Here is a 24,156-nt window from a genome sequence, read left to right as displayed (position 1 = left end):
CATGGCATTGAAGTTCGGCGCCAATGTCTCCACTGCCGAGACGGACTACGGCACGGTCCTCCTGGACGAACGCGCCGGGGAATACTGGGAGTTGAATCCCACCGGCACCCTGGTGGTCAACACGCTGATGGCGGGCGGTGACGAAGGCGCCGCGGTCGCCGCGCTCGCCCACGAGTTCGACATCGACCTCGTCCAGGCGAAGCAGGACGTCGACGCCCTCGTACAGCAACTGCGGACCTCGGGGCTGGCCGAATGACGACCCCCAGCGCCCTGGAGCGGCCCACCGGCGTGCCCTTCGCCCGGCGCCTGGCCGCCCGTCTCGTCCTGGCCCCCGCCCTCGCGCTCTCGCTCTTGCCGCCCCGCCGGATCCGCGCTGTGCTCCACCTCGCAAGTCGCGGAGCCACGCCGGCCACCGCCGCACAGGCAAAGAACGCACGGAAGGCGATGTGCGCGGTAAGCCTGCGCTGCGCAGGCCCGAAAGGCTGCCTGCCCCGGTCTCTGGGAGCCGCGCTGCTGTGCCGCCTGGGAGGGAGCTGGCCGACCTGGTGCACCGGGGTGCGCGTGGTGCCGCCGTTCACGGCGCACGCCTGGATCGAGGCGGACGGCCGCCCTGTGGAGGAGGGTGTACCCGACGACTACTTCACCCGGCTCATCACGGTCGCCGTCGCGAGCCGATCAGGCCGATGACCGACACCGTCATGGATCAGGAACAGCCGGCGGCCGAGGACGACCGCTCCACCCGGGCCGCGGTCGCCACCATGTACCGGCTCACCACCGGCCACCGGGCCTCCATCACCGCCGCCACCGTACTCACCCTCGTCGGCTCCGCGCTCGGGCTTGCCCAGCCGCTCGCTGCCAAACAGGTCGTGGACACGAGCGGGCGCGGACATGTGCCGTGGTTATTGTTGCTGCTCCTCGCCGGGCTGTTCGTCACCGAAGCGGTGACCGGCGCGGTAGGCCGTTTCGTTCTGGAGCGCATGGGCGAAAGCATCGTACGAGGGCTGCGCCACAGCCTGGTCGGGCGGCTGCTCCGGCTGGAGATGCGGGAGTACGACCGGCACCGCAGCGGCGACCTGATCTCCCGGGTCACCGCCGACACCACCCTGCTCAGAGAAGTCGTCTCCCAGGCACTGGTCGATCTGATGACGGGTGCCCTCGTTGCGGCGGGGGCGATCGTCCTCATGGTGTGGATCGACCCGCTGCTACTGCTTCTGGTCGCGGCGACCGTGGCTACCGCCGCCGTGATCGTCGCCTCGCTCCTCCAGGGCATCCGGGCTGCCTCCGAACGCATGCAGACCGCCGTCGGCGCGATCGCCGCCGACCTCGAACGCGCGCTCGGCGCCCTGCCGATGGTCCGGGTTCACCGAGCCGAGGACCGTGAAGCGGGCCGCATCGGAGAATGCGTCGAATCGGCGTACAGCGCCGGCGTACGGACCGCGAAACTCGCCTCCGTCATGAGCCCCGCGGTCGAGCTCGCGGTACAGGGCTCCTTCCTGATCGTCCTGGTCATCGGCGGCCTGCGGGTCAACGGCCACGCCAACTCCCTCGGCGACCTGGTCGCCTTCCTGCTGTACGCCTCCTACCTGGTCCTTCCACTGTCCTCGGTCTTCCGGGCGGTCGGCCTGATCCAGCGTGGCATGGGGGCCTACCAGCGCATCGAGCAGGCGCTGTCGCTGCCGACGGAGCCTGTCCAGGAAACGCCGGCTGTCCGGACACGTACGCGCGAGGCGGCCCGGCAGACCGTCTCGTACGAGAAACCCGCCCTCGCCCTGCGGGACCTCAGCTTCGGCTACGATCCGAGCCGGCCGGTGCTGCGCGGCATTTCCTTCACCGCCCCTCACCGGCGCCAGACAGCCCTGGTCGGTCTGTCGGGTGCCGGAAAGAGCACGATCTTCGCCCTCATCGCCAGATTTTACGAACCGGACTCCGGGGCCCTGTTGTTCGACGGTCTGCCCGCCACCGAACTGAGCCGCGGGGAGTGCCGGTCACGCATCGCGGTCGTCGACCAGAACACCCACGTCGTCCATGGCTCTCTGTGGGACAACATCACCTATGCCGTACCCGACGCCTCACAGGCCGAGGTCCGGCGCGTGGTCGAACTCGCCCAGCTCGCAGGCGTTGTCGAGCGGCTGCCGGGTGGCCTGCCGGGCATGCTCGGCGAACACGGCGGCACGCTCTCCGGGGGCGAGCGACAGCGGGTCGCCCTTGCCCGCGCCCTGCTCGCCCGCCCCTCGATCCTCCTGCTCGACGAGCCCACCTCCCACCTGGACGCCGTCAACGAAGCCGCGCTCACCGCCGCGATGCGGGACGTGGCCCGAGAATGCGCCGTCCTGGTGATCGCGCACCGGCTGTCCACGGTCCAGCACGCCGACCGGATCATCGTGCTGGACGAGGGCAGAGCCGTCGCCTGCGGACGTCACGAGGAACTACTCACCAGCAGCTCCATCTACCGCGAACTGGCGGCCGGCCAAATGCTTCGGCCGGCCGCCACCCCGCCCTCCCCTGTGACGACCACACGCCCCCACCCGCACAGCCCCATGTGAACCGGGCGGACACAGGACCGAGGTCGGGTGCCGTTAACGAACGTCCCGAGCGAACCACGGCTCGCCACCAAGTGGCCCAACCTCGCTGTCCGCGGGAAACGTCCAGGTAGATTCCCGAAGGATCCGTATCCATCAGGGACGCCCGGCCATGTATGACCCGGCTGCGTGGGCCTACCGCATGGAGGGCCACCATGAGGGTGCCGAACACGGGCGACGGGCAACAGGCTCCGCCGACACCCGACGAAATCCAAGCCAGGGTCGGAAAGCGCCTGGACGACGTCGCCAAGATCCTGGCCGGCGCACTGATCACCGTTGCCGGGATCATGACAACGCTCGGGCTGTCCAGCGACATCGTGTTCGTCGCCCTCAACAACGAGTCATGGCCGATCTACGTGGCCTCGCTCTGCGCCATCCTCGCCATCGTCTGCAGCATCGTCGCCCTGCTCGTCCACCCCACACGGCGGGGCAACCTGTGGGAGACCGGCGTTCTCGTCCTCGGAGTCATCTTCTACATGGTGGCTCTCAGCGTGGCGGTGATCGGCGCGGCCAAGGCCGCCGGCGGGAACGGACGGCCCAACATCACCAACGTCAAGGTCGAAGGCCCGCGGTCCCAACTACGAGTGAGCTTCGATGTCCACGCCACCGGAGTGGAGACATGGGCGACCATCCAGGTGTTCGTGACCCCCATGCGGGCCGACTTGAATACGCCCGTCCAAGACTCGGTCGACGACTACTCAAGTGAGCTCAGACCTGACGACGAAGGCGCGGTCGAGCAGCGCGTCAGCATGCCGATGGCGCTGCCACCACAGGCGGGGGGCATCAGCATCGTCGCCCTCAACGCGGGCGACGGAACCGACGACGTGTGTGAATCACGCACCCAGCGCGGGCCGACCTGCACGTACATCCGCATCCCGTAAATCGGGAACCCGAGAAGGTTCCTCGCCCAGGCTGTGGAGCTCTCCTGCCTGGGACACCGCCGACTGCATGCACGTGCGCCACCGATCCGCCAAGGCACCTGGGCCGTCTTCCGGGGCCCGCCGACCAGACCGGACGCTCTCCGTCGCCACCATGTCGGCCGGATCCACACGGCCCCCGCCACCTGAATCCACGGCCGGCCGCCGTCCTGGTGGTCAGTCACCGAAGGTGAGTCCGACGCGGCCCATGCGGCCGCCGGCCAGGGACAGGATCTGCTGGCCCTGACGGCCAGGTGCGTGAGGGACGTCGACTTCCTTCCACTCTGTGTTTCTTTTTCGCGGCAGCTTTCCTCGCTACATTCGGAGCCACTGAGGCTTCTCAACGAAATGATCTCGTGGGGTGACTCGGCCCAGGGGATCCCGCGAGCCGCGAAGAGTCCTGCGGCGTCCGGCGGTCATACTGTCGAACCCGTTCCCGAGGAGGACTTCTGATGCGCAGCGTGACCTATTCGATGGGCGTCTCACTCGACGGCTACATCGTCGGGCCGGACGGCGACTTCAACTGGACGGCCCCCGACGAGGAGGTCTTTCGCTTCTGGATCGACGAGATTCGACAGGTCGGCGTCCACCTGTTGGGACGACGGCTGTACGAGACGATGCTGTACTGGGAGACCGCCGACCAGGATCCAACGCTCGACGAATCAGATCGCGAGTGGACCGCGCTCTGGAAGCCGCTCCCAAAGGTGGTGTTCTCCACCACGCTGTCGGCGGTGCAGGGCAATGCCCGCCTGGCCTCCGGCGGCGTGGCGGAAGAGATCGAGCGGTTGCGAGCCGAGCCGGGTGAGAGCGATATCGCGATCGGCGGCGCGACTCTCGCCGCCGAGGCGGCCGCGTTGGGTCTGATCGACGAGTACCAGCTCATGGTCTACCCGGTGCTGGTTGGCGGTGGCATTCCGTTCTTTCCTCAACGCGAGCGCCGGGTGGATCTCGAACTCGTCGAGACCCGCACCTTCAGCTCGAAAGTCGTCTACCTCCGCTACCGCGTGGCGCGTTAGCCGGCTCGTCCGCCGAGTCCTGGGAAGAACGGGCCAGTCAGTGACGTCTTCTCAGTGAAGGTCAATTCCAGTGTCTGTTGAGGACGAGGGCGGCGCGGGTGATGTCGCCGATTCGGCTTGGGCTGAGGTGACATCTTGCAGGGTGCGCCAGCGTTGTTTGCCGGCAGCGGTCCAGCGCTTTGGCGCATCCCGGCGCGTCGCGTCAGCCGACGTCTGAGCTGCACGCTGCTCGCCAGTCCTGGGCGAGCGCCTCGACGGTGGGGTGACGGCGGGCAGGTTCAGCAGCCGTGGCCCGCGCGATGACCGTCAGTTGAGCGGCGCCGCCGCGCCACCGCTGTTCCTGGTCGCCGGCGTCCAGCAGCAGGCGGAAGGTACGACCGAGCGCATGCACCGTCGTCCTGGTGTCGATGCGCGCGCCCCGGGTGAATTCCTCCGGCGCCATGAACCTCCGTGATCCAGGGAGCCGGTCCGCCTTCAGCGTGAAGGGTCCCGGACGGTACTCGTCGAGGTCGCACAGCATCATGCGGTGGGCGTCGAAGTCGTAGATCATGCAGCCGTCGTAGAAGTCGACGGCCACCAGTCCGGCTCGCTCCACGACGACGTGTGCCGCCAGGACGGTGTCCAGAGCCGACACAATCTCCGTTGTGGGCAGCCGCCGGAACCGGGCCAGCGGGCTGTTCGGGGCGTCGCGCCCGCCATGCTGCCGGACAGTCGGCTGATACAGGACCTGCCCGTCGACCCATGGGTGGACCAGGGCCAGGCCGTCGCGGACAGCGAAGTGGTGGCGCAGCGGCACGATTCCCGAATGCTGCGCCACGCTGTGCACCCGCACGGCGCGGCGCAGCGACTCGGCGGCTGCGGCGGTGGTCGCTCCCTTCACGAACCAGCGCTCACCGGACACCCGCACTCCGTAGGAGACGCAGCCGGAGTCCTGCTCCCTGAAAGCCTGGAAGATCTCTCCCACTTCCGTCAGATAGGGCTCGAGGCGGTCGACGGACACGGCGTCCAGCAGGGGGTGGATCGGCATGCCGACGATCCTGCCAGAGAGTGGCGTCCGTGGCGGAGGAGCCGCAGGACCGGGACGGCGGTGGGTTCGTGGCGTCCTTCGGGTACAAGTGCGTGGTGTCGGCGGGCCGGTGACGAAGAACCCCACGCCGCCCTGCTGGTGGGCCCGGTCGACCCGCCGCTCTGACTGTGTGGGGACCCGGCGCGTCACCGTCGGTGGGTGGGGACGCGTGGTCAGGAGCGCTCGCGCACTGCCAGGAGGAGGGTGTACCGGGGGGTCTCTGTGACCGGCACGTCGAGCGCGTGGAAAGAGATCGGGCTGCGGGCGAAGGCCATGCCGGAGTCCGGTGCGAACGGCATCCGGCGGGCGACGGTGAACAGGTCGGCCTTGTCGTAGAAGCGGTCGTGACGGTAGTCGGCGTCGTCGGGCGGGCGGAAACCCGGGTCCTGGGGGGCCAGCAGCGATGTCCCCAAACCCGTCCGGCCCGCGTCTGCGGGCAGGTAGAGGATGCAGGTCACCAGTTTGTCCGGACCATCGGTGTGCGGGCCGATCACGGAGCCTCCCTCGTCGCGGCACAGGCGCACCCCGAACTTCAGTCGTTCGGGGTTGCGCAGCGCGTCGTCCGGGAGCCAGGCCGCGAATTTCTCCAGCAGAGTCCTGCGCAGCCCGGAGGACTTCAGGTCCCGGGCGAAGGCGATCCAGAACGACAGCAGGTCTGCCGGCACGTCCGGCCGCTGTAGTTGGTCGTCCTTGAGCCGCCAGCTGGAGCGTGCCGGGTTGCGCTCGCTCACCGAGTCCGGGCTTCGTCCGGCCAGATAGGTCTCGGGGTCCGGGAGATGGTGCAGGAGCTCGTCGTAGACCGTGGACCCGAAGACTCCGTCGAGCTGGACGTGGGCGAAGGGGTCTTCCGCGATGGGGGCGCGCCGCACTGCCTCTTCGATGAGTGTCGCGTACGAGGGGTGTTCCCGGTCGGTCGTGATGGGCGCCAGTGCTGTGTTCATGGAGCCTCCGCAAGTTGTTGGGTGGCCCGGGAGGGCCGGGTGTGGCTGTTGGTGGGGTTCAGGCAGCGGGGCGGACGACGACGATGTGGCGCGGGCTGGCGGGCAGGACCCGCTCGACGGCCAGGCCGCTGCGGCTCAGCAGCGTGTTCCACTCGGGACGGGTCCGCTCCCGGCCGCCCCAGACGACCAGCATGTGCAGATCGAGTGGTCCGGAGGCCGATCCGGCCTGCTCGGTGACCCCGCCTTCGACGATCAGCAGCGTGCTGTCGTCCCGCATGGCCGCACGCACGGTCATGAGGATGCGCAGGGCGTGGTCGTCGTCCCAGTCGTGCAGCACGTTGACGAGCAGGTAGGTGCCGTGGCCGGACGGGACTGCGGTGAAGAAGTCTCCCCCGGTCACCGTGCAGCGGTCGGCCACCTCGGGGTTGTGTGCGGACAGCACCGTGGGGGCGGCCTCGACGACCGACGGCTGGTCCAGGAGGTGACCGCGCATACCGGGGAAGACGTGCAGCAGTTCGGCCAGCACACCTCCCGTGCCACCGCCCACGTCGACCACGTCCTCGTCGCCGGCCCAGGGATAGCAGGACGCGAGGAGCGTCCCCCACTGCCGGCTGGCGCTGCGCATCCGGCGGTGGAAACGTTCGGCGTCCTCGGGATGCTCGTCCAGATATTTCCAGCGGGTCGTGCCGTGGACGTGCTCGAAGGCCGGTTCGCCGGTGCGCATGCTGTGGGCCGCCTCGGCCCAGGCGTGCAGGTCACAGGAGAGCAGGCTGAAGGCGTCCCGAGCCGAGAGGGGGTGGTCCGAGCGCAGCGGTTGCGAGGTCTCGTTCAGGGCGAACACGCCGAGGGACGGTTCCTCGAAGACCTGCTGGGCGACGAGGACCCTCATGGCCCGGCGCAGCGCGTCCGGGTGTGCTCCGGTCCGTCCGGCGAGCTCGCTCACCGGCAGGGGGCCGTCGGTCAGGGCGTCGGCCACTCCCAGGTCGCTGATCATGCGCAGGGCCAGGGGGGTGACGTAGTCGCCCAGGGCCCACAGCCGGCCCAGGGCGTTCTCCTCGGGCGCGGACGAGACCGCTGTGTGCCCGTCGGCCGAGGGGGCGATCGGCGCGTGCAAATTGGTCACGAAATCCCCGCAATCTTTATGATTCGATTAGTGACTGATAATGTCAAGAACGTGACCCACAAGTCAAGATTTCTGTCATAGCGAGGAGGGCTGGCTTTGTCCATCTATCTCGGCATCCATGAGGGGCACCAGGACCCGTCTGCGGCGCTGGTGTGCGAAGGCCGGATCGTCGCATTCGTGGAGGAGGAGCGCCTGGTCCGTGAGAAGCACGCCGCGGGCCGCTACCCCGAGCGGGCCGTCCGATGGTGCCTGGAGAAGGCCGGCGTCTCCCCCGAAGAGGTCGACGGCATCGCGGTGGCCTGGGACACCGCCGCTTTCGACTCCGGCCGGGTCGCCGAGCACTACGCACGCATGCGGCGGGAGCTTGACATCGACGCGGCGACCCGGGGATGGCAGGACGCCAAGCTGCGCACCTTCTCCGGTGCGGGCCAGCGCGCCCGGCACGCGCGGGCCTGGCGTCGTATGTTCGGCGGCGTGCCACTGCCCGCCGTGCACGGCGTACACCACCACCGGGCGCACGCCCTCCAGGCGGCGCTGCAGTCTCCCTACGACTCCTCTGTCGTGCTCACCCTGGACGGCAGCGGCGACTGCGAGTGCAGCATGGTGTGGGAGCACCGTGGGGATGGGCTGCGCCCGCTGCGCGAGCTGCCGATGCCCCACTCCCTCGGCTGGGTCTACGCCGCCTTCACCGAGTACCTCGGGTTCGACGCGTACGACGAGGAGTACAAGGTGATGGGGCTGGCGGCCTACGGCAGGCGGGACCCTGCCCTGGAACGGGCGGTCGGCCGTGTGCTCTCCGCCGCCGATGACGGCGTCGGATACCACGTGGACGCCTCCTACCTGCACTACGGCGAGCACACCTGGTCCGACCGGTTCACCGACCGGCTGCCCGAGCTGCTCGGCATGCCGCCGCGCACGCGTGGCAGCGCGCTGGAACCCTGGCACCACGACCTGGCCCGCGCGGTACAGGAGGCGCTGGAAGAGTCCGTGCTCAGGCTGGTGCGCTGGGCGGTGCGCGAGACCGGCCTGCGCCGGGTCACCGTCGGCGGCGGCGTCGCCAACAACGTCAAACTCAACGGGGCGATCCGGAAGTTGCCCGAGGTCGACGCGGTCTTTGCGCACCCCATGTGCGGCGACGCCGGTGCGGCGGCGGGAGCGGCGCTGGCTGTCTCGGCACGCGAGGGACACGCTCCGGAGCGGCTGCGGCACGTGGCCCTCGGCCCGTCCTTCTCGGAGGAGGAGGTGGTGAGGGAGGTGCGCCGGGCGCGTTGCTCCTACCGCCGCTCGGACAAGACCTGCGAAGAAGTCGCGGACGCGCTGGCGGACGGTCTGGTGGTGGCGTGGATGGACGGGGGCGTGGAGGCCGGGGCCCGCGCGCTGGGCCAGCGCAGCATCCTGGCCGATCCACGGGACGCGGCCGCCCGTGAACGCGTCAACGAGGCGGTGAAGTTCCGCGAGCCCTGGCGACCGTTCTGCCCGTCCCTGCCGGAGGAACAGGTCCACCGCTATCTGCAACGGCCGGGCGACAGCCGGTTCATGACCGTCTCGTGCCGGGCCACCGAACGCCTGCGCCAGGACGCGCCCGCCGTCGTCCACGTCGACGGCACCGTCCGGCCGCAGGTCGTCGAGCGGGACGTGCTGCCCCGCTACCACCGGCTGCTGACCGAGTTCGGGCTCCGGACCGACGTGCCGGTCCTGCTCAACACGTCCTTCAACGTCCGGGGCGAACCGATCGTGTGCTCTCCCTCGGACGCCCTGCGGACCTTCTGGGGGAGCGGCCTGGACATGATGGCGATCGGCGACATCATCGTGACCAAGAACGGCTGACCACCGGCCGCGCGCGGCGCTCTGCCCCGACCGAAGGGAGTCGTCCGGGGCGGGCCGACGCCCGGGACGGCCGACGTCCGCACCGCGGGATTCACGCCGGCATGTCGCTCATGTGCGCGGCACTGCGCGCCAGTTCGTCGAGCACCGGCACCGTGCCGTGCGCGAGCTGGTACAGGGCGGCGCCGCCCCCGGTCGAGGCCGGCCCCTCGTACGGCAGCTCCGCCACGGTGTCGCCGCCCAGCAGCAAGGTCCGTACGCGGGGAGCCGAGAAGTACCGCCCCAGCGCCCGCCAGCTGTCGGTACCCGCGGGTGTCGGCATCCCCGGTGGTCCGGCGACCAGGGCCCGGCCGCCGTCCGCGGCCAGGCGGCGCAGCCGGTCGCGGGCCCAGGGCGACAGCAGGAAGTCGACGACGGCGTGTCCGGGCGGAACGCCGTCGTCGAGGTCGACGACTCGGCGGGGCGAGTACGGCGCACCCGCCGGGGCGACCACCACCCGCCGGGGCACATGGATCTCGCAGCGATCGGTCCGCGCCATCACCTCGGCGGCCGTGGCGACGCACCGTCGCCCGCCCCCGCCCAGCACCGAGGCGCCGATCCTGTGGCCGCGGGCGGCGAGCAGCGCGTTCAGCACGGCGCCCCCGGGGATGACCAGGTCGTAGGTGCTCGCCAGGTGGACCAGACCGATCTCCGTCTTCTCCGGTTTCGTCCCGCCGAGGACCGCCACGGAATATCGTCCGGAATCACGTCCGCTCCACGGCCTCAGCCGCTCCGCCTCGGCCAGCAGGCTCGCCGCGGCGAACCCGGGCAGCAGGCGCAGGACGCCCACGTTGGAGGCGTTGCGGCGGTGGGCCTTGGAGAAGCCTCCGACGGCGACGCGGTCCCCCAGCATGGCCAGTCGCGCGGCGAACCGCGGATCGTTCGCCTCCTCGCCGGCGTGCAGCCGCACGTTTCCGAACAGCGCCACCTCGCCCGGTCGCAGTGCACGGGCCGCTCGGACCGCCGCGTCCGACACGGTACCGGGAACGTAGCGCACCGCACGGCCGAGCAGTGCGGTGAGGTGGCAGGCGACGAAGTCCAGGTGCCGGGCAGTGCCGTCCCGGTAGCTCCCCTGGTGGGAGACGACCGCGACTCTGGCGCCGGCGTCGGCGAGCCGGGCGATGTCGGCCAGCTCCACGTCCACCCGCCCGGTGTCTGCCAGGTCGGACCGGACGTTGAAGCCCGCGGAGAAGATCCAGCGCTCGCCGACCGCGATGTGCCTGTCGCTCAGTCGCCTGACCCTCGGTATCGCCGAAGCCTCGGACAGCGGTGCGAGGGGATGGACCATGGTGTCCTTCGAGAGGAGGCGGCGACGATCCGTCAGGCGACGGGATACGGAACGGGGCAGCCGTCCAGCGCGGCACGGACGGACTCCACGACCACCGCCCCGACGCGGTCCTGAGCCTCCTGGGTCATGGCCCCGATGTGCGGTGTCAGCACCACGTTGTCCAGTCCGGCGAGCACGGACGGTTCGCCCTCCCGCAGCGGGGTGTCGATCCCGGCCCCCGCGAGGCCACCGGAGCGCAGTGCCTCGTGCAGGGCCTGTTCGTCGACCACGCCACCGCGGGAGACGTTCACCAGGTGAGCGGAGGGCTTCATCAGCGCGAGCTCTCGCGCCCCGATCAACCCGCGGGTCCGTTCGGTCAGCGGCACGGCCAGACACAACACGTCCGACGCGGCCAGGAGATCGGCGAAGCCGGCCAGGTCGATGTCACGGCCGAGCAGGGCGGTGCGTCGCTCGGGGGTGGGCCGCTCGACGCAGCCGACGACGCGCATTCCCAGGGCGCGGCCGAGATCGGCGATCCGGGAGCCGATGCGTCCGAGCCCGACCACGCCCAGTGTCCTGCCCGCGAGTTCGGTACCGGACAGGCCGGGTTTGTCCCAGATGCCGGAGCGTAGTTGCCGGTCGGCCAGACAGATCTTGCGGGACAGCGCGAGCATCAGAGCCAGCGCGCATTCGGCGACCGACCGGGCTGAGGCGCCAGGGGCGTTGCAGACTGTGACGCCGGCCCGTCGGGCAGCGGCGAGGTCGATGTTGTCCGTTCCCGAACCGGCTCGCACGATCGCACGCAGCCGCCCGCCCGTGCCGATGGCCGCCGCGGTCAGCTGCACTCCGCTGCGCACCACGGCGACGTCGCTCTCGGCCAGCAGCGCGGGCAGTTCGGCCGGGTCCGGCTGCAGCCGGACCCGTAGGTCGCAGTCCCGGCCCAGCTCGGCGAGGACACCGGACGCCACCGGGTCCAGCACCACGACCGTGCGTCCGGTGACCGGCACGGCGGGGCTCCCCGGTCCCGGCCGCCGGGAGACCACGAGAGGGACGGCAGGGGTGTCGGCGCTCACCGATACCCCATCAGACGCCGCTCGGTGGCGTCGAGTTCTGCGTAGTCCAGCAGGTCGAAGACCTCGGCGATCGGCGTGATGTCCGGTTCGATGCCCTGGACACTCTCGTCGGCACGGATCCGCCGGCAGACCGAACGCATCGCGCCGACCGCGGCGCGCATGCTGTGATTGGCCCACAGAACGGTCGAGATGCCGAACGCCCGGAAGTCGTCCGTCGGCGTCGCGGCGTACGTCGTCGGCGAGATGACCAGCGGGAGCCGGCCGCCCCATTCAGCGGCGAAGTGCCTGATCTCCGTGGCATCCGACCGCCTTGAGTGGATGAAGATGGCATCGGCCCCGGCCTCCCGGTACGCCTCCGCGCGTTTGAGTGCTTCGGGCATGCCTTGACCGGCGATCAGCGCCTCGGTGCGGGCGACGATGCAGAAGTCCGGGTCCGCGGCCGCCTCCCGGCAGGCGCGCAGCCGAGCGGTGAACTCGTGCAGGTCCGCCAGTTGGTGCCGGTCGCCGACGAAGGAGTTCATCTTCGGGAAGACCTTGTCCTCCAGGCAGATGCCGGCCACCCCGCTACGGACGGCCGCTTTGGCGAAGCGGCGTGCGGTGTTGAAGTTTCCGTAGCCGGTGTCGCCGTCCACCAGGACGGGCACCGAGACGGCCTCGACCATGTATGCGACCACGTCCAGCAACTGCGACCAGGTGACCTCGTCGCTGTCGCGCAGGCCCAGTGCGGTGGTCATGGACAGCCCCGATGCCCAGATGCCCTCGAAGCCCTCGGCTTCGGCGATCCGGGCCGACAGTCCGTCGTGCGCTTCCATCAGGAAACTCAGCCGCGGCGAGTCGATCAGAGTGCGCAGCCGTGCCCCGGGCGAGGGCGCGGCGGCGAGTGCGGTGTCAGCAGAAGGCATGGCTGTCGTTCTCCTTTGCGGACGGCGACCGGTGGCCGGCGTCGGCGGGCTTTTGGTCACGAGGCCTGCGGGAGGCTGGGGGCGCCGGTGGTCCCTCACAGAGGCGCCGCCGGCCGGGCCGTTCGCGGACGTGCCGTATCCGGTACTTCGCCGCGCACGTGGGTGGAGGGACCGACGGGCGTCAGCCCTGGCCGATGCCTCCGCCCTTCTCGTACTTCTCCCACTGGGTCGGTCCGGGCAGGGTGACGTTCACGTACTCGAACGCGGTGAGTTCGAGCCGCTCGCGCAGGGCCGGCAGCAGCGGAGCCAGCAGTGCCGCCTCCGCACCGGCCCGGTCCGCCGCCGGGCCGCTCAGGACCCGATGCCGGTGGCCGACGGCGACCATGGCCAGGGCCAGGTCTTGGGCGCTGCTACGGCGACCGATACGGGGGTCGGTGAGGCAGGGCTCTGTCGCGGTGGCCGGTACCCCGTACGCGGCGGCGTAGCCGGCCAGGACCTGGACGCCGGCGCCGACCGCCAGCCGCGCGGCCAGTTCCTCGGCGTCGGTGACGGGACCGGTCGGAGCGCATCCCCAGTCCCCTCGGTACGGGTGGGGGATGTCCGCCGGTGCGCCGACCAACAGCACTTCGGCTGCCGGAGTGCACAGCGGACCCATCCCGGCCCCGCTGACCAGGTCCAGTGCCCGCTGCAACAGGCCGGGCGGCAATGCCGACGGGCCGGTGAAGGCGGCGGGAGCGGCCAGCACGGTGTCCCCGGCCCGCGGGTCACCGACGCCGACGGCGACGGCGAGGACGGCTGCCGGGCCGGCGCCGGGGCCCGCCAGCACCTCGGCGGCCTCTGACAGGGGCTGCCCGGGGTGGAGCAGATGCAGCAGTGCTCCTCTGCTCCACCGTGTGCGCAGCACGTCGAGGCCAGGGAAGCGGCGAGCCGGCCCGACTTCGTCGGTCGCCTGGTCGTATCTGCGCTTGAGCAGGGCCTCGCCCTGGACGTGGGAGGTCAGGAACCAGCGCAGGACGTTCATGCCGTCGGCCAGTGTCCGCCAGCCGTCCCGCACGTCGAGCGCCCGGTCGGCGTGCGGTCGCGCGGACGCGCGGAAGCTTGCGGTCGTCGTGTACATGTCCTCGAACCCTTCCGCGTCGCGGTCAGGCCCGGGCATCGGCCGGGCGCACGCCGGTGAGTGCGGCACGGGCGCGGTAGGCGATCTGGGCCACCGGCTGGGAGCGGGAGACCGCCCCGTTCTTGATCGCGCCGAGGAATTCGGGGGTGCGCAGATGCCGCGGCAGCTGCGCCACCGCGAGCTCGTGGCGGCTGGGGTGGAAGGCGCGCTCCCGCACCCCGAGCTGCCAGGTACGGATCCGCTCGCCCTCGGCCGCGGCCGGCAGCGCGAACAGGTTGCCGAACGGGGCGACCGCGTCCACGACGGGGGTGAGAGCGTCCCAGCCCGCGGGCAGACCGCCGCGCAGTTCGCGGTGGACCCACAGGCCCAGGGCGATCTCCGCCTGCATGCCGAGATCCTCCGCCACCGCCCACAGACGGTGCGGGTCCACGCCGCCCGCCTGCTCGTTCAGCAGCTCCACGTCGAGCGAACGGACCAGCTGGAGGTCGGACTCCCACAGGGCGTAGTACCAGCTGGCAGCGTGCTCATGGGCGTTGAGCAGCAGCTCCACCAGGTGGAGTTCGACGCTGGGCACCTTGCAGGGGATCCCGTCGACCGTGCCGTCCTCGATGTGCCGCTCCCAGCCTTGCGGCAGGTCCCACACGTGCATGGCGACCTCGCCTGCGCCGGTGTACAGCGGACCCACCTGTTTGATCAGGTCGTAGGCCATGTCGGAGCGTCGTTCGTAGCCCTCGGCTTCCAGGGCGGCCAGCAGGGGTCCGAGGCGTTCGCTGCTGACGATGAGGTCGAAGTCGCCCATGACACGGTGCCGCTTGGAGCGGTAGGCCGTGCCGAGCAGAGCGCCCTTGACGAGCAAGGACTCGCGCACCAGATCGGGATGGCGTTGGGCCAGCTCGGCCAGCGCGGCGCGGTGCTCCTCCCACACCGCCTCCGACAGTCCGGCGCCCCGGGGCAGCACGGTCACCGCGAACGGCGGCAGCAGGGAGTCCCAGCCCAGCTCGACCAGGGCGTCATAGGCGATGCCGCCCACGTGGTGCGAGTAGCAGTGATAGAGGAACTCGCCGTCCAGCACGGGCGGCGTGGGGCACAGGTCCTTCCATCGGGCTGCGGTGCGGCTGGGGTCGAAGCTGGTGGCGAGCACCAGGTCCTGGGCGGTCACGGCCATGGTTCCTCCTGGGCGAGAGGTCTGATGAAGGCGGCCGGGAGAGGCGTCGGCTGCGTCTCTCCCCCGACCCGGGCCTTCAGGATATCAACTAGCTGTCATCAATAGTCAATATTGCTTGTCAATAACTGTGATCGAGACTTCTCCCCTGTTAGATTTCCGCCCATGGGAATGTTCTTCGCCCTGGAGGGCACCGACGGCTCCGGAAAGACGACGATCCGCAAGCACGTGTTCCGCGTGCTGCGCGAACACGGGATGGACGTCCTCGCCACGACGGGCAATCACTGGCTCGTCCCCGAACACACCGCCGTCATCGCGGGTGCGCGCTACAACGGTGAACGGCACCCGAGGGCGGCGGTCACCAGCGCCTACGTCGCGGACAAGGAGGCACTCTGCAACGAACTGCTGCGACCGCACCTGCGTCATCGGCATGTCCTGAGCGACCGCTATGTGATCAGCGACGTGGTCTACCACTCGGTGTTGTTCGGCACTCCCCCCGACGTCACGTACCGCGCGTACGCCGCCAGCACGGTGCTGCGTCCGGACGCGGTGTTCTTCATCGACACCCCGCCGGAGGCTGCCGCCCGGCACTTGGGCGAGCGGCCGGCCTCCCGCCACCATCCGTGGGACGCGCAGTCCACCCAGCGGCGGATCTACGACCTGCTCCGGGACGTCGCGCTCGGGGACTCCTATCCCGAACTGTCCGCCCCCGTCGTGCGGATCGACAACTCCGGCCCCCTTCAGGACACGCTCGACGCCGTCACCGAGGAGGTGCTCACCCGGATAGCGCGGACGGGCGCACACACTCCGGACGGTGGGACCGTCCCCAGCTCAGGCCGTCGGCCACCGCTCGCTCCATCGAGGAGTACTCCCAGTACCCGTAGCGGCCCAGCGGAGTGACGCCCAACGCGCTCAGATAGGCGCGCACCCGCTCCATCGCGGCCCGGTTCTGCGGGGTGAACACCACGTAGGCCGGGTCCGCGGTCATCACATGTGAGGCGGTCAGCTGCGAACCGGCGGGCAGGACACCGGTCCGGCCGACCCCGCGCCAGACGGCCTCCGCCACAGCCGCGTCGGTCCCGGGCCGTTCCTCGGCCCGCTCGGGAACCTCCGCGAGAAGCCCCCAGCCGTCCGGCGGGGCCGTCAACGGATCGAATTCCGTCATGAAGACCAGTCGGGTGAAGGGCAGTTCCGCATCGGGGTAGTACCTCCAGTGCCCGGTTCCGCGCGGTCGAGGCCCGCGTATGGACAGCGCGACCGAGCGCACCCGGTTCCACAGCAGCAGCCGTACGTCGTCACGCACGCTCCTGGGCACGGTCGGGCACAGCTCCACGGCCCGGGGCAGCGGAATCGTGGACAGGCACCCTCGGTGGTACCGGAAGCACACGGTGCGGCCCTGGTGCTCGGCAAGGACCGTGCGCTTCGCGGGATCGATGTGCACCACGCGGTGTGCCGTGCGCAGGTCGGCGACCCGGTCCGCCAGTGCGGTGGTCAATACCTCCATACCGCGGACCTCGGCGCCGGCCGGCGGACGCGGGTACCAGCCGTTGCCGTTGTAGGCGAGCGCCGAACCGTCCTCGCCCGATGCGCCCCGCTCCACCTCCGCGAGCGTGGGACGAGTCAGGTTCCACTGGAAGCCGGACGGGGCGAGCTCCGTCAGCGGGCGCCGCCACATCTTGGTGTTGTAGGGCAGGAAGAACTGTTCGCACATACCCCGGCCGAACGCCCGCTCCAACAGCTCGGCGTAGTCGGCCGCGCCCGCCGGGTCCGGTCCGAGGCCGGCACGGGCGAAGTCCGCGAGGCAACGTTTCCGGACAGCCGGCTCCAGCCCGGACAGATGCAGCTGGAACGGGTAGCGGACCGTGCCGGCCGCCGTGTCGATCCAGGCCTGCGGTGGGCAGGGGGCGAACGTGTCGCCCAGCAACGCGCGCAGGTAGGCCTCGGTGCCGGGATCGGACATGTGCAGCAGGTGGATGACGCGGTCGAACCACCATCCGTCGAAACATTCGGTCCGCACCAGGCCGCCGGGGCGGTCCTCCTGCTCGAGGACGACCGCCCCGGGGCCGTACGCGGCGGCGGCGCTCAGCCCGGTCAGTCCGGCTCCCAGAACCAGCACTTCGCAATCCACGGTCCTCACCGCCGCCTCACCCCAGCCGCTGTCGGATCGTCACGAATGCCTCGGCGGCCACGCAGCCGTGCTGCGCTCCGCGCAGGGTGGCCAGCGCCCGGATCGCCTCCAGGGAGCGCTCGTGGGGGAAGGGGCGCAGCTGCGACTCGAACTGGGCCATCGCCTCGATCTTGGACTCCAGGTGCTCGGAGACGTCCACGAAGGCGGTCGGGGCGAAGCGGGGCGCGTAGGGCGCGTTCCAGTTGGTCTGGGAGAGGGTCTCGTACGCGTACACGCCCACGGGGGCGTCCGCGCCCAGCGGGCGGGAGCAGACCAGTGCCGACAGCGACACGCGCTGGTGGTCCTCCATCAGGTCACCGCCGAAGGGCAGGAAGACGTGGGTGGGCGCGATCCTGGCGAACACCTCCCCCAGCCGGGCGTTGACGTCCGCGTGCGGCAGGGTGTCCAGTTCGGCGATCGGCAGGTCCAGTGTCACGGTCTCCTTGACGCCGAGCAGGGCGTGTGCCTGCTTCGCCTCCCTGATGCCTGCCTCTCCCAGCGCGGCGGGAAAACGCGGCGGCCCGGCCTTGGTCATGATCACTACCCGCACGTCCGCGCCGGCCGCGGCGAACGCGGCCATCGTCCCCCCGGCTCCCAGCACCTCGTCGTCGGGGTGCGGTGCCACTACCAGCACCCGTTCCGTTCCGTTCATGATCGCCTCCAAGTTCCCCAGGGGTGTGCGATGTCCGGGTCAGTCACCGAACTCGATCGAACCGTCGGCGCGGCCTCGCTCGGCGAGCCGGCGGAAGGTCAGCGCCGCCACCACGGCCCAGCCCACGCCGACCACGGCCTCCAGCAGGACCGCGGGCAGCACACGGCCGGCTCCGGCGCCGTCCAGGAGCGCCCGCATCGCCGACAGGCCGTGCGTCACCGGCAGCACGGCGGCCACCGCCGCGACCCATCGCGGCCAGAAGTCGGTGGGCACCTGTACCCCGCAGAACGCCATCATGCTCAGCGATGCCAGATTGCCGACGATGTTGCGCAGGCCCATGCGCCGAAGTACCAGACCGGCCAGCACCAAACAGAAGGTGTAGCTGGACAGCGAGACCACCACCGTGATCCCGGCGGCGGCCAGCGCCTGTGCCGGGCCGTAGCGCAGACCGAAGAAGGGGCCGAGGACGAGCAGCGAGGTCAGCGAGGTGACGACACCGCTGACGATCCAATGCACGCTGCGTCCGCAGAAGACCACGGCGGGATCGGCCGGCGAGGCCACCAGCAGGGGCAGCGTTCCCGCGCGCCGCTCCCACGTGGTCGAGGCCACGACGGCGGAGCTCTCCATGGCGGCGATCGTCACGGCGTTGCCGACCAGCAGGAAACGGGTCTGTCCCGGCGTGTCGACCAGTTGGCCGATCAGTGCGAAGAAGGCGACCTGGCACAGTACGCGGGAGAGCCAGCCGAAGATCCAGGTACGCCAGGTGTACACGGCGAAGAAGTCGGCGAATCCGGTCGCCGCCGCATAGCGCAGCACTCGCACGGTGTTCAGCACGGTGGTCACGCCTGTCCCACCGCCCCGGTGGCACGCAGCCGGTCGACGGCCCTGCGCAGCCCCAGGCTGCCCAGCAGGTAGGCGGCGGCGCCCAGTCCCAGCACGGCGCCGAGCCGCGGGAGGACCGCGTGCACCGGTGGCTCGGCCAGGCAGTCGCGGAGCAGCTCAGAGGACCACGACAGGAAGACGACGTGCGTCAACGGGTGCAGCCAGTGCGGCAGCAGCGCCACCGGGACGATGATGCCTCCCAGGATGTACAGCGGGTAGTTCAGCGAGTTCTGGTAAGCCCGGGCGGCCCGGGCCAGGACGAAGAGCGTGGACAGCGCGGTTGCCGTGCCGGCTGTCGCCAGAGCGGTGGACAGCATCACCACCGTGAACAGCACCGGATGCGGTACCGGCAGCGTGACGTCGAAGAGCAGGCGGGCGACCAGCCAGCTCTCGGGCACGCCCGCCAGGCTGATCAGTGTGACCGTGCAGACGCGCGCGGAAATGACGGTGGTGAGCGAGGCGGGTGTGGCCAGCAGCGCCTCCAGCGTGCCGCCGGAGCGCTCGCTGTCGACGATGTTGCCGGACACCAGCAGGGCCATCGACCACAGCGCCATCACCGGGGGCGCGACGACCGCGTATGCGGTGAGACCGGACCGTCCGGCGTGTTCGGTGATGGCCAGAAAGATCACCGCGTACAGCGGCGTGATCACCAGGCTCACCAGGTCTCCCGGCGACCGGCGCAGCAACTGCGCCTGCTGGCGCAGGGCGGCCCGGAACACCGTCAGGCCGCTCATACGGTCAACCCCCTGTCCTTTCCGAGGAGATGGAGGTAGACCTCTTCCAGCGGCGGCGGGCCCGTGGTGATCGACGTGACCCCGGCGGCCATCAGACACTGCACGACCGTGCGGGCCGCTCCCTGCGCCTCGGTCTCAAAGGTCACCGAACCGGGCTGCTCGTGCCAGCGGACCCGGGCGACTCCCGGCAGTTCTGCCACGGTGGCGGCCAGCACGGTGCTGACATCGTGGGCCCGCACGCGTTCGAAGCGGGTCAGCCACGTGCCGATCGTCCGCGGTTCCGCCGTCGTGATCAGCCGGCCGCGGTCGATGAGCGAGACCCGGTCGCACACCGCTTCGGCCTCGGCCATGTCGTGGGTGGTCAGCAGTACGGTGCGGCCCTCGTCGCGCAGTTCCCGCACCAGGGTGCGGAACTCGTGGGCGGCGACAGGGTCCATGCCGGTCGTCGGCTCGTCGAGGATGACGACGCGGGGGTCACCGATCAGACCGCGGGCCAGGTGCAGCCGCTGCTTCATGCCGCGCGAGTAGGTCTCCACCGGATCGTCGGCCCGGTCGGCCAGCCCCACGCGCTCCAGCAGTCGGTCGACCCGGCCTCGGCCGCCGCCGGGCTGCCGGTACAGAGCCGCCCAGTACCGCAGGTTCTGACGGGCCGTCAGTCTGTTGTAGAGACCCCGCTCACCGCCGAAGACCAGGCCGATCAGGCGGCGCACCTCGCGGGCCTGGCGGACCACGTCGTGGCCGGCCACCCGTGCTGTGCCGGAGGTGGGCAGCAGCACCGTGGAGAGGATCTTGCACAGGGTCGTCTTGCCCGCGCCGTTCGGGCCCAGCAGGCCGTGTACCTCGCCGTAGGGCAGGCGCAGCTCCAGGCCGTCCAGAGCCGTCCGCGCACCGTCGCCGGCCCGGCCGCGACCACCCCGCTGCTCGAATGTACGCCCCAACCGGTCGACCTCCACCGCACACTCGGAGTCCCGTAGGCCCGCTTCCGTCACGGTCACGCCTTTCGCCCGCAGCGCCAACTATCTGACTCGCATATGTGACTCATCCTGTCATGGATTTAGCCAGGGGAAATGAGTTCCCCTCGAAGCGAGCGTCAATCCAGGGTATATACGCCTATTAACCTGGACAAAAAGAACCGATTTTTGACTGCGGATATTGACAAAGATCTTTGACAAGTTCAATCTTTCTGGGGCACGGATACCGGCTCGGCCGGGCTTCCTCCGGATGCCCGGCCGTTGTCGCCGGCTCTCTTGCCGACATCGATCAGGAGGTGAACATGACTCGCAACCACGTGTCTCTGATGCGTCCGCGCCTGGACAAGGTGAAGGTCAAGGGGACCCGCTAAGCGGCTCCTCCCGGGCTGCGGGGTGCTCGGACATCCCGCAGCCCGGCTTCGGCAGACCGGACACAGGACCACGGGCGGCGCGCGCCGCGGACCGCCCGCGCGGAGGGCGACACCCATGTCACAGACCATCACACGCGTTCCCGTCCCTGGGGCGACCGTGATCACGCACACCCAGCAGGGGCTGACCACGGCACTGTGCCTGTCGGTCGAGTTCGGGTCACGGCACGACCCGCCCGGGCTCGGCGGGACGGCACATCTGCTGGAGCACGTCCTGATGGCCGCGCCGATCGGCGCCGGCCCCTCGCTCTCCGAACGCGTCGACGAACTCGGCGGAAGCACCAACGCCACCACGGGCCTGGAACGCATGCTCTTCTACGCCCACGTACGCACCGAGAACGCCGCGGAGGTCGCCCGGCTCCTGGCCCAAGCGGCACTCGACCCGCGCGTGGGCGAGGAGACGCTGGAGAGCGAGCGGCGTGCGGTGCTGCAGGAACTGGCCGCCGCTGACGCCGATCCCAGCGACGTCGTCCAGGACGCCTACCTGGCCCGCCTCTTCGCCGACCATCCGCTCGGGCGACCGGTCGGTGGCACAGCATCCGAGGTGCGCCGGACGAGTGCCGACGACGTCATGGCCGTACACGCCCGTCATCTGCTGCCCCGGCGCATGGCCCTGGTCAGCGTGGGTGGCCTTACCGACGACCGGCTGCATGACGCGCTCGACGGCACGCCGTTGTCCCGCCCGGATACGACGGACCGCGCGTCGGCGGAGTCCCGGCGGGCCGCGTTGTCCTCTCTCGGAGACGGCGGCAGCGAAGTCCGATGGCCGGCCGACGACTTCTGCTGGATGTCCGTGGGGTCCCGCGGGCCCGCCGCGTCCGATCCTCGGCGCCACGCCTACCGGGTGCTGTCCTACCTCATGAGTTCCACCGCCACCGGCCCCCTCTACCAGCGACTGCGCGTCGAGGACGGCCTCGTCTACACCTTCCACTCCTGGTACCGCCCTTACCTGGAAAGCGGCTCGTGGCGGGTCCTGGCGGGCGCCGAGACGGCCAACGGCCCCCGGGTGCTCCAGGGCATCCGCGACACCCTGGAGAACATCGCCGCCGGAGACACCACCCCTCAAGCCCTGGCCGCCGCTCGTCACAGGGCCCTGACCAGGAGCGTCCTGGACGCCGACAGCCCGCTTGACGCGGCGACCCAGATAGCCGCCAAGTCCCGCTCCGGCACCGTCCACTGGAGTCTGGAGGAAGAACTGACCTGGGTGGAGACGGTCGGCCTCCCGGACATCGCCGCCGCTGCCGCCGCCGTCCTGGAGGACCTGGTGATCGTCGTGCGACCGGAGCCGTCATGACCTCGACGGCAAGCGGGCCCGCGCACACTCGGGCGGCGCGGGTTCCCTGCGCGGCCTACCTGGAGGCGGCCGACGCCGCCGGAGCCGTGCACCGGCTCGACGGACACCTCGTCGTGGCCGGCGAGCACGGCGATCCGCTCACCGGTGAACTGCAGTGCCTGGTCGAGTACGCCGCGCCCGCCCTGCTCGGCCCGCCGCACCACGCGGGCCGCCTGCCGGGCCTGAGCGACGCGATGGTGCCCGGCGCCGCGAGCGTCCTCCTGCGTCACCCCGGTCAAGGCGCACTGCCCGCCCCTTGGACCCGTTCCCTCACCTATCTGCGCCTGCACGCCGCCGCTGCCGTCCCGGCGAGCGGACTCGTGCTTCGCGAGGCGACGGCGGCGGACGTGCGGAGCGTGCGCAGTTGGCTGGCCGAGGCGATCGGCAACGGTCTGCGCGCGCGCCGGACCAGCGCGGCCGCCTCCGAGGTCGCCGCCGCGGCGGACGCGGTGTGGAACCGCGCGGACCGGGTGACGCTCGTCGTCGTGGCCGACGGCGAGCCCGTCGGCCACGGCACCCTGCTGATGGACGAGTACGACGACCTGACCGGCGAGCCGTTCGTCGACCTGTGGGACACCCTCGTCGCCCGGCCGGAGCTGCGCGGCCCCGCCACGGATCTGCTCATCGCCGCCGCGGCCGAACGGGCCGCCCGCGCGAGCCGCCCGCTCGTCGGCAACGTCGTCCACTCGGCGCCCGGCAGCGACGGCGAAGGGCACGGCGAACGGATCGTCGCCTCTCTGACGGCCAAGGGCTGGCGCGTCACCCATGAGTACTGGCACCACCCCCTGGACCGAGGAGACATGTGATGGCCGATACGAGCCCGGCCGACGGAATCGACCTGCCCCTGCTCCACCGGCTGCTCGACGTCGACGAGGACGACGGTCCGCGCGTCCTGGTGCGCCAGTCCCGAATGGTCTCCTCCGCCCTGGTGCCGCTGGTGATGTCAGTGGCGGGCCGCGCCGGTGTGCCGCTCGGCTCCGGCTCCCGTGACGAACTCGCCCGCGCCCGCGGCCGGGTGGACGAGTACCGGCGGATCGCCGCCGACTGCCGGCGGTTCTTCGGCGCCCGCATGGTCAAGGGGCCCTCACTGGCCCGGTTGTACCCGCGCGGACTGGTGCGCTCCATGTCCGACCTGGATCTGGTGGCCCCCGACGAGGGAGCCCTGTGGGACGCCACCGCGTACCTGGCGGACCGGTACGAGCTGGAGGAGATGGACGTCGCCGTCTTCGGCGACCCCATACGGCACCTGGTCGTCGCTCCGTACTGGGCTGCGGCCGACCCGTTGCTGGACCGCCCACTCCACGTGGATCTGTCCACGTTCGCCTTCTGCGGCGATCTGGAGAGCGTCCCGCTGCGCACCACGCTGCCGCTGCACCAGACCGTCGCCGACCTGCTGTCCCTGGCGGAGGAGCGCTTCCAGCGCCCGTTCAACGCCAAGGACGTGCTCGACACGGCTCTGCTGCTGCACGACCCGCGCCTGACCGCGGCCGGCCTGTGCGAGGCCGCGGCCGAGTATCTGCTGGCCCCTGAGCTCCAGGAACTCATCGACTTCGGCAAGGAGAACTCCGGCCTGTTCGGATCGATGGCCGACGACCTCATCGCTTCCCTGGGCCGGCCGGCCGACGACGAACGGGCCCGCCGCGCCGCCTGCGTGGGGCCGCGGGCCCAGGGCGTGGCGGCACGTCTCGCACACGGTGGCCTGCCTGTGCACGGGATGCGGCTGCGCTGGGCGCATCCCCGCAGGGCATGGCGGTCGGCCCGGCTGCGGCCGGGACCGCAAGGCAGCACCCTGCTGCTGACACCGGTGGCGGACTACCTGCTCGTGGCCGACTCGCTGGTGCAGGAGGACCTGTACGAGGCGGCCCACGCCGAGGCCGAGCGGCTGGCCGCCGAGGAGGCATCCACCGAACCGAGCCCCTCCGTCGTTCCGGCGGCGGGACGACCGGCGAGCTGAGGAGGATCG

22 protein-coding genes and 1 pseudogene are annotated in these 24,156 nt (G+C 70.7%); 10 read left to right on the top strand and 13 right to left on the bottom strand.

The genetic code is table 11. The features are described from left to right. Position 1: 1 nt before the first annotated feature. The 5 genes from OG293_RS36435 (at position 2) to OG293_RS36415 (ending at position 4,512) form a co-directional block, all read left to right on the top strand. Positions 2–256: a lasso peptide biosynthesis PqqD family chaperone gene (locus tag OG293_RS36435; RefSeq protein WP_406003021.1), complete on the top strand. Its 255-nt coding sequence runs from the start codon at positions 2–4 to the stop codon at positions 254–256. Next, positions 253–687: a lasso peptide biosynthesis B2 protein gene (locus OG293_RS36430; RefSeq protein WP_406003020.1), complete on the top strand. Its 435-nt coding sequence runs from the start codon at positions 253–255 to the stop codon at positions 685–687. Before OG293_RS36435 ends, OG293_RS36430 begins: the two co-directional genes overlap by 4 nt. 11 nt (positions 688–698) lie before the next feature. Then, positions 699–2,543, top strand: a complete 1,845-nt coding sequence (locus OG293_RS36425; protein WP_406003822.1) for an ABC transporter ATP-binding protein — start codon at positions 699–701, stop codon at positions 2,541–2,543. Between the two features lie 191 nt (positions 2,544–2,734). Continuing rightward, the gene (locus tag OG293_RS36420) at positions 2,735–3,460 is read left to right on the top strand and encodes a hypothetical protein (RefSeq protein WP_406003019.1); all 726 of its coding nucleotides are present in this window, start codon (positions 2,735–2,737) and stop codon (positions 3,458–3,460) included. Positions 3,461–3,948: 488 nt separating this feature from the next. After that, entirely contained in the window at positions 3,949–4,512 is a 564-nt protein-coding gene (locus OG293_RS36415; RefSeq protein ID WP_406003018.1) for a dihydrofolate reductase family protein, read from the top strand. Between the two features lie 202 nt (positions 4,513–4,714). On the opposite strand, the gene OG293_RS36410 is transcribed toward OG293_RS36415, so the two are convergent. The 3 genes from OG293_RS36410 to OG293_RS36400 form a co-directional block, all read right to left on the bottom strand. Continuing rightward, positions 4,715–5,539 (bottom strand): serine/threonine protein kinase, encoded by an 825-nt coding sequence (locus tag OG293_RS36410; RefSeq protein ID WP_406003017.1) that lies wholly within the window; start codon positions 5,537–5,539, stop codon positions 4,715–4,717. A gap of 212 nt (positions 5,540–5,751) precedes the next feature. Beyond that, positions 5,752–6,519, bottom strand: a complete 768-nt coding sequence (locus OG293_RS36405; protein WP_406003016.1) for a hypothetical protein — start codon at positions 6,517–6,519, stop codon at positions 5,752–5,754. 58 nt (positions 6,520–6,577) lie between these two features. Next, positions 6,578–7,642 (bottom strand): methyltransferase, encoded by a 1,065-nt coding sequence (locus OG293_RS36400; RefSeq protein ID WP_406003015.1) that lies wholly within the window; start codon positions 7,640–7,642, stop codon positions 6,578–6,580. Between the two features lie 96 nt (positions 7,643–7,738). Here OG293_RS36400 and OG293_RS36395 point away from each other — a divergent pair, with 96 nt between their 5' ends. Next, the gene (locus OG293_RS36395; RefSeq protein ID WP_406003014.1) at positions 7,739–9,469 is read left to right on the top strand and encodes a carbamoyltransferase; all 1,731 of its coding nucleotides are present in this window, start codon (positions 7,739–7,741) and stop codon (positions 9,467–9,469) included. Positions 9,470–9,560: 91 nt separating this feature from the next. On the opposite strand, the gene pgk is transcribed toward OG293_RS36395, so the two are convergent. The 5 genes from pgk to OG293_RS36370 form a co-directional block, all read right to left on the bottom strand. Next, complete coding sequence (gene pgk / locus OG293_RS36390; RefSeq protein ID WP_406003013.1) at positions 9,561–10,793, bottom strand: phosphoglycerate kinase; 1,233 nt, start codon at positions 10,791–10,793, stop codon at positions 9,561–9,563. Between the two features lie 32 nt (positions 10,794–10,825). Next, the gene (locus tag OG293_RS36385) at positions 10,826–11,845 is read right to left on the bottom strand and encodes a hydroxyacid dehydrogenase (protein WP_406003012.1); all 1,020 of its coding nucleotides are present in this window, start codon (positions 11,843–11,845) and stop codon (positions 10,826–10,828) included. Next, positions 11,842–12,747: a phosphoenolpyruvate mutase gene (gene aepX, locus OG293_RS36380; protein ID WP_406003011.1), complete on the bottom strand. Its 906-nt coding sequence runs from the start codon at positions 12,745–12,747 to the stop codon at positions 11,842–11,844. The genes OG293_RS36385 and aepX overlap by 4 nt, the downstream gene beginning before the upstream one ends. Before the next feature lie 181 nt (positions 12,748–12,928). Then, positions 12,929–13,864, bottom strand: a complete 936-nt coding sequence (locus OG293_RS36375) for a hypothetical protein (RefSeq protein WP_406003010.1) — start codon at positions 13,862–13,864, stop codon at positions 12,929–12,931. 25 nt (positions 13,865–13,889) lie between these two features. Next, the gene (locus tag OG293_RS36370; protein WP_406003009.1) at positions 13,890–15,029 is read right to left on the bottom strand and encodes a nucleotidyltransferase family protein; all 1,140 of its coding nucleotides are present in this window, start codon (positions 15,027–15,029) and stop codon (positions 13,890–13,892) included. A 162-nt stretch (positions 15,030–15,191) separates the two neighbouring features. Here OG293_RS36370 and OG293_RS36365 point away from each other — a divergent pair. After that, positions 15,192–15,674: pseudogene (locus OG293_RS36365) on the top strand (dTMP kinase); the annotation flags it as partial. A gap of 127 nt (positions 15,675–15,801) precedes the next feature. Here OG293_RS36365 and OG293_RS36360 read toward each other — a convergent pair. From OG293_RS36360 to OG293_RS36340, 5 genes are read right to left on the bottom strand one after another with little or no spacing between them, the layout of a single operon-like run. Then, positions 15,802–17,142 (bottom strand): protoporphyrinogen/coproporphyrinogen oxidase, encoded by a 1,341-nt coding sequence (locus OG293_RS36360; RefSeq protein ID WP_406003008.1) that lies wholly within the window; start codon positions 17,140–17,142, stop codon positions 15,802–15,804. Positions 17,143–17,170: 28 nt separating this feature from the next. Further along, positions 17,171–17,845: a PIG-L deacetylase family protein gene (locus OG293_RS36355; protein ID WP_406003007.1), complete on the bottom strand. Its 675-nt coding sequence runs from the start codon at positions 17,843–17,845 to the stop codon at positions 17,171–17,173. Between the two features lie 39 nt (positions 17,846–17,884). Then, the gene (locus OG293_RS36350) at positions 17,885–18,688 is read right to left on the bottom strand and encodes an ABC transporter permease (protein ID WP_406003006.1); all 804 of its coding nucleotides are present in this window, start codon (positions 18,686–18,688) and stop codon (positions 17,885–17,887) included. Continuing rightward, on the bottom strand, positions 18,685–19,461 hold the full coding sequence (locus OG293_RS36345) for an ABC transporter permease (protein WP_406003005.1): 777 nt from the start codon (positions 19,459–19,461) through the stop codon (positions 18,685–18,687). The genes OG293_RS36350 and OG293_RS36345 overlap by 4 nt, the downstream gene beginning before the upstream one ends. Continuing rightward, positions 19,458–20,450, bottom strand: coding sequence for an ABC transporter ATP-binding protein (locus OG293_RS36340; RefSeq protein WP_406003004.1), 993 nt, complete (start codon positions 20,448–20,450; stop codon positions 19,458–19,460). The genes OG293_RS36345 and OG293_RS36340 overlap by 4 nt, the downstream gene beginning before the upstream one ends. A gap of 468 nt (positions 20,451–20,918) precedes the next feature. On the opposite strand from OG293_RS36340, the gene OG293_RS36335 reads away from it, so the two are divergent. From OG293_RS36335 to OG293_RS36325, 3 genes are read left to right on the top strand one after another with little or no spacing between them, the layout of a single operon-like run. Continuing rightward, entirely contained in the window at positions 20,919–22,154 is a 1,236-nt protein-coding gene (locus tag OG293_RS36335; RefSeq protein WP_406003003.1) for a M16 family metallopeptidase, read from the top strand. Further along, positions 22,151–22,999, top strand: a complete 849-nt coding sequence (locus OG293_RS36330; RefSeq protein ID WP_406003002.1) for a hypothetical protein — start codon at positions 22,151–22,153, stop codon at positions 22,997–22,999. The genes OG293_RS36335 and OG293_RS36330 overlap by 4 nt, the downstream gene beginning before the upstream one ends. Further along, complete coding sequence (locus OG293_RS36325; RefSeq protein ID WP_406003001.1) at positions 22,999–24,147, top strand: hypothetical protein; 1,149 nt, start codon at positions 22,999–23,001, stop codon at positions 24,145–24,147. The genes OG293_RS36330 and OG293_RS36325 overlap by 1 nt, the downstream gene beginning before the upstream one ends. Positions 24,148–24,156: the final 9 nt, after the last annotated feature.

This window comes from Streptomyces sp. NBC_00829, from assembly GCF_045161795.1.
Taxonomy (GTDB): domain Bacteria; phylum Actinomycetota; class Actinomycetes; order Streptomycetales; family Streptomycetaceae; genus Streptomyces.
This window is presented reverse-complemented; position numbering and strand designations above follow the sequence as displayed.

Coding starts and splice junctions, on each gene's coding strand:
- OG293_RS36435 (WP_406003021.1), top strand. CDS start 2: ATGGCATTGAAGTTCGGCGCCAATGTCTCCACTGCCGAGACGGACTAC.
- OG293_RS36430 (WP_406003020.1), top strand. CDS start 253: ATGACGACCCCCAGCGCCCTGGAGCGGCCCACCGGCGTGCCCTTCGCC.
- OG293_RS36425 (WP_406003822.1), top strand. CDS start 699: ATGGATCAGGAACAGCCGGCGGCCGAGGACGACCGCTCCACCCGGGCC.
- OG293_RS36420 (WP_406003019.1), top strand. CDS start 2,735: ATGAGGGTGCCGAACACGGGCGACGGGCAACAGGCTCCGCCGACACCC.
- OG293_RS36415 (WP_406003018.1), top strand. CDS start 3,949: ATGCGCAGCGTGACCTATTCGATGGGCGTCTCACTCGACGGCTACATC.
- OG293_RS36410 (WP_406003017.1), bottom strand. CDS start 5,539: ATGCCGATCCACCCCCTGCTGGACGCCGTGTCCGTCGACCGCCTCGAG.
- OG293_RS36405 (WP_406003016.1), bottom strand. CDS start 6,519: ATGAACACAGCACTGGCGCCCATCACGACCGACCGGGAACACCCCTCG.
- pgk (WP_406003013.1), bottom strand. CDS start 10,793: ATGGTCCATCCCCTCGCACCGCTGTCCGAGGCTTCGGCGATACCGAGG.
- aepX (WP_406003011.1), bottom strand. CDS start 12,747: ATGCCTTCTGCTGACACCGCACTCGCCGCCGCGCCCTCGCCCGGGGCA.
- OG293_RS36375 (WP_406003010.1), bottom strand. CDS start 13,864: ATGTACACGACGACCGCAAGCTTCCGCGCGTCCGCGCGACCGCACGCC.
- OG293_RS36370 (WP_406003009.1), bottom strand. CDS start 15,029: ATGGCCGTGACCGCCCAGGACCTGGTGCTCGCCACCAGCTTCGACCCC.
- OG293_RS36355 (WP_406003007.1), bottom strand. CDS start 17,845: ATGAACGGAACGGAACGGGTGCTGGTAGTGGCACCGCACCCCGACGAC.
- OG293_RS36345 (WP_406003005.1), bottom strand. CDS start 19,461: ATGAGCGGCCTGACGGTGTTCCGGGCCGCCCTGCGCCAGCAGGCGCAG.
- OG293_RS36335 (WP_406003003.1), top strand. CDS start 20,919: ATGTCACAGACCATCACACGCGTTCCCGTCCCTGGGGCGACCGTGATC.
- OG293_RS36330 (WP_406003002.1), top strand. CDS start 22,151: ATGACCTCGACGGCAAGCGGGCCCGCGCACACTCGGGCGGCGCGGGTT.
- OG293_RS36325 (WP_406003001.1), top strand. CDS start 22,999: ATGGCCGATACGAGCCCGGCCGACGGAATCGACCTGCCCCTGCTCCAC.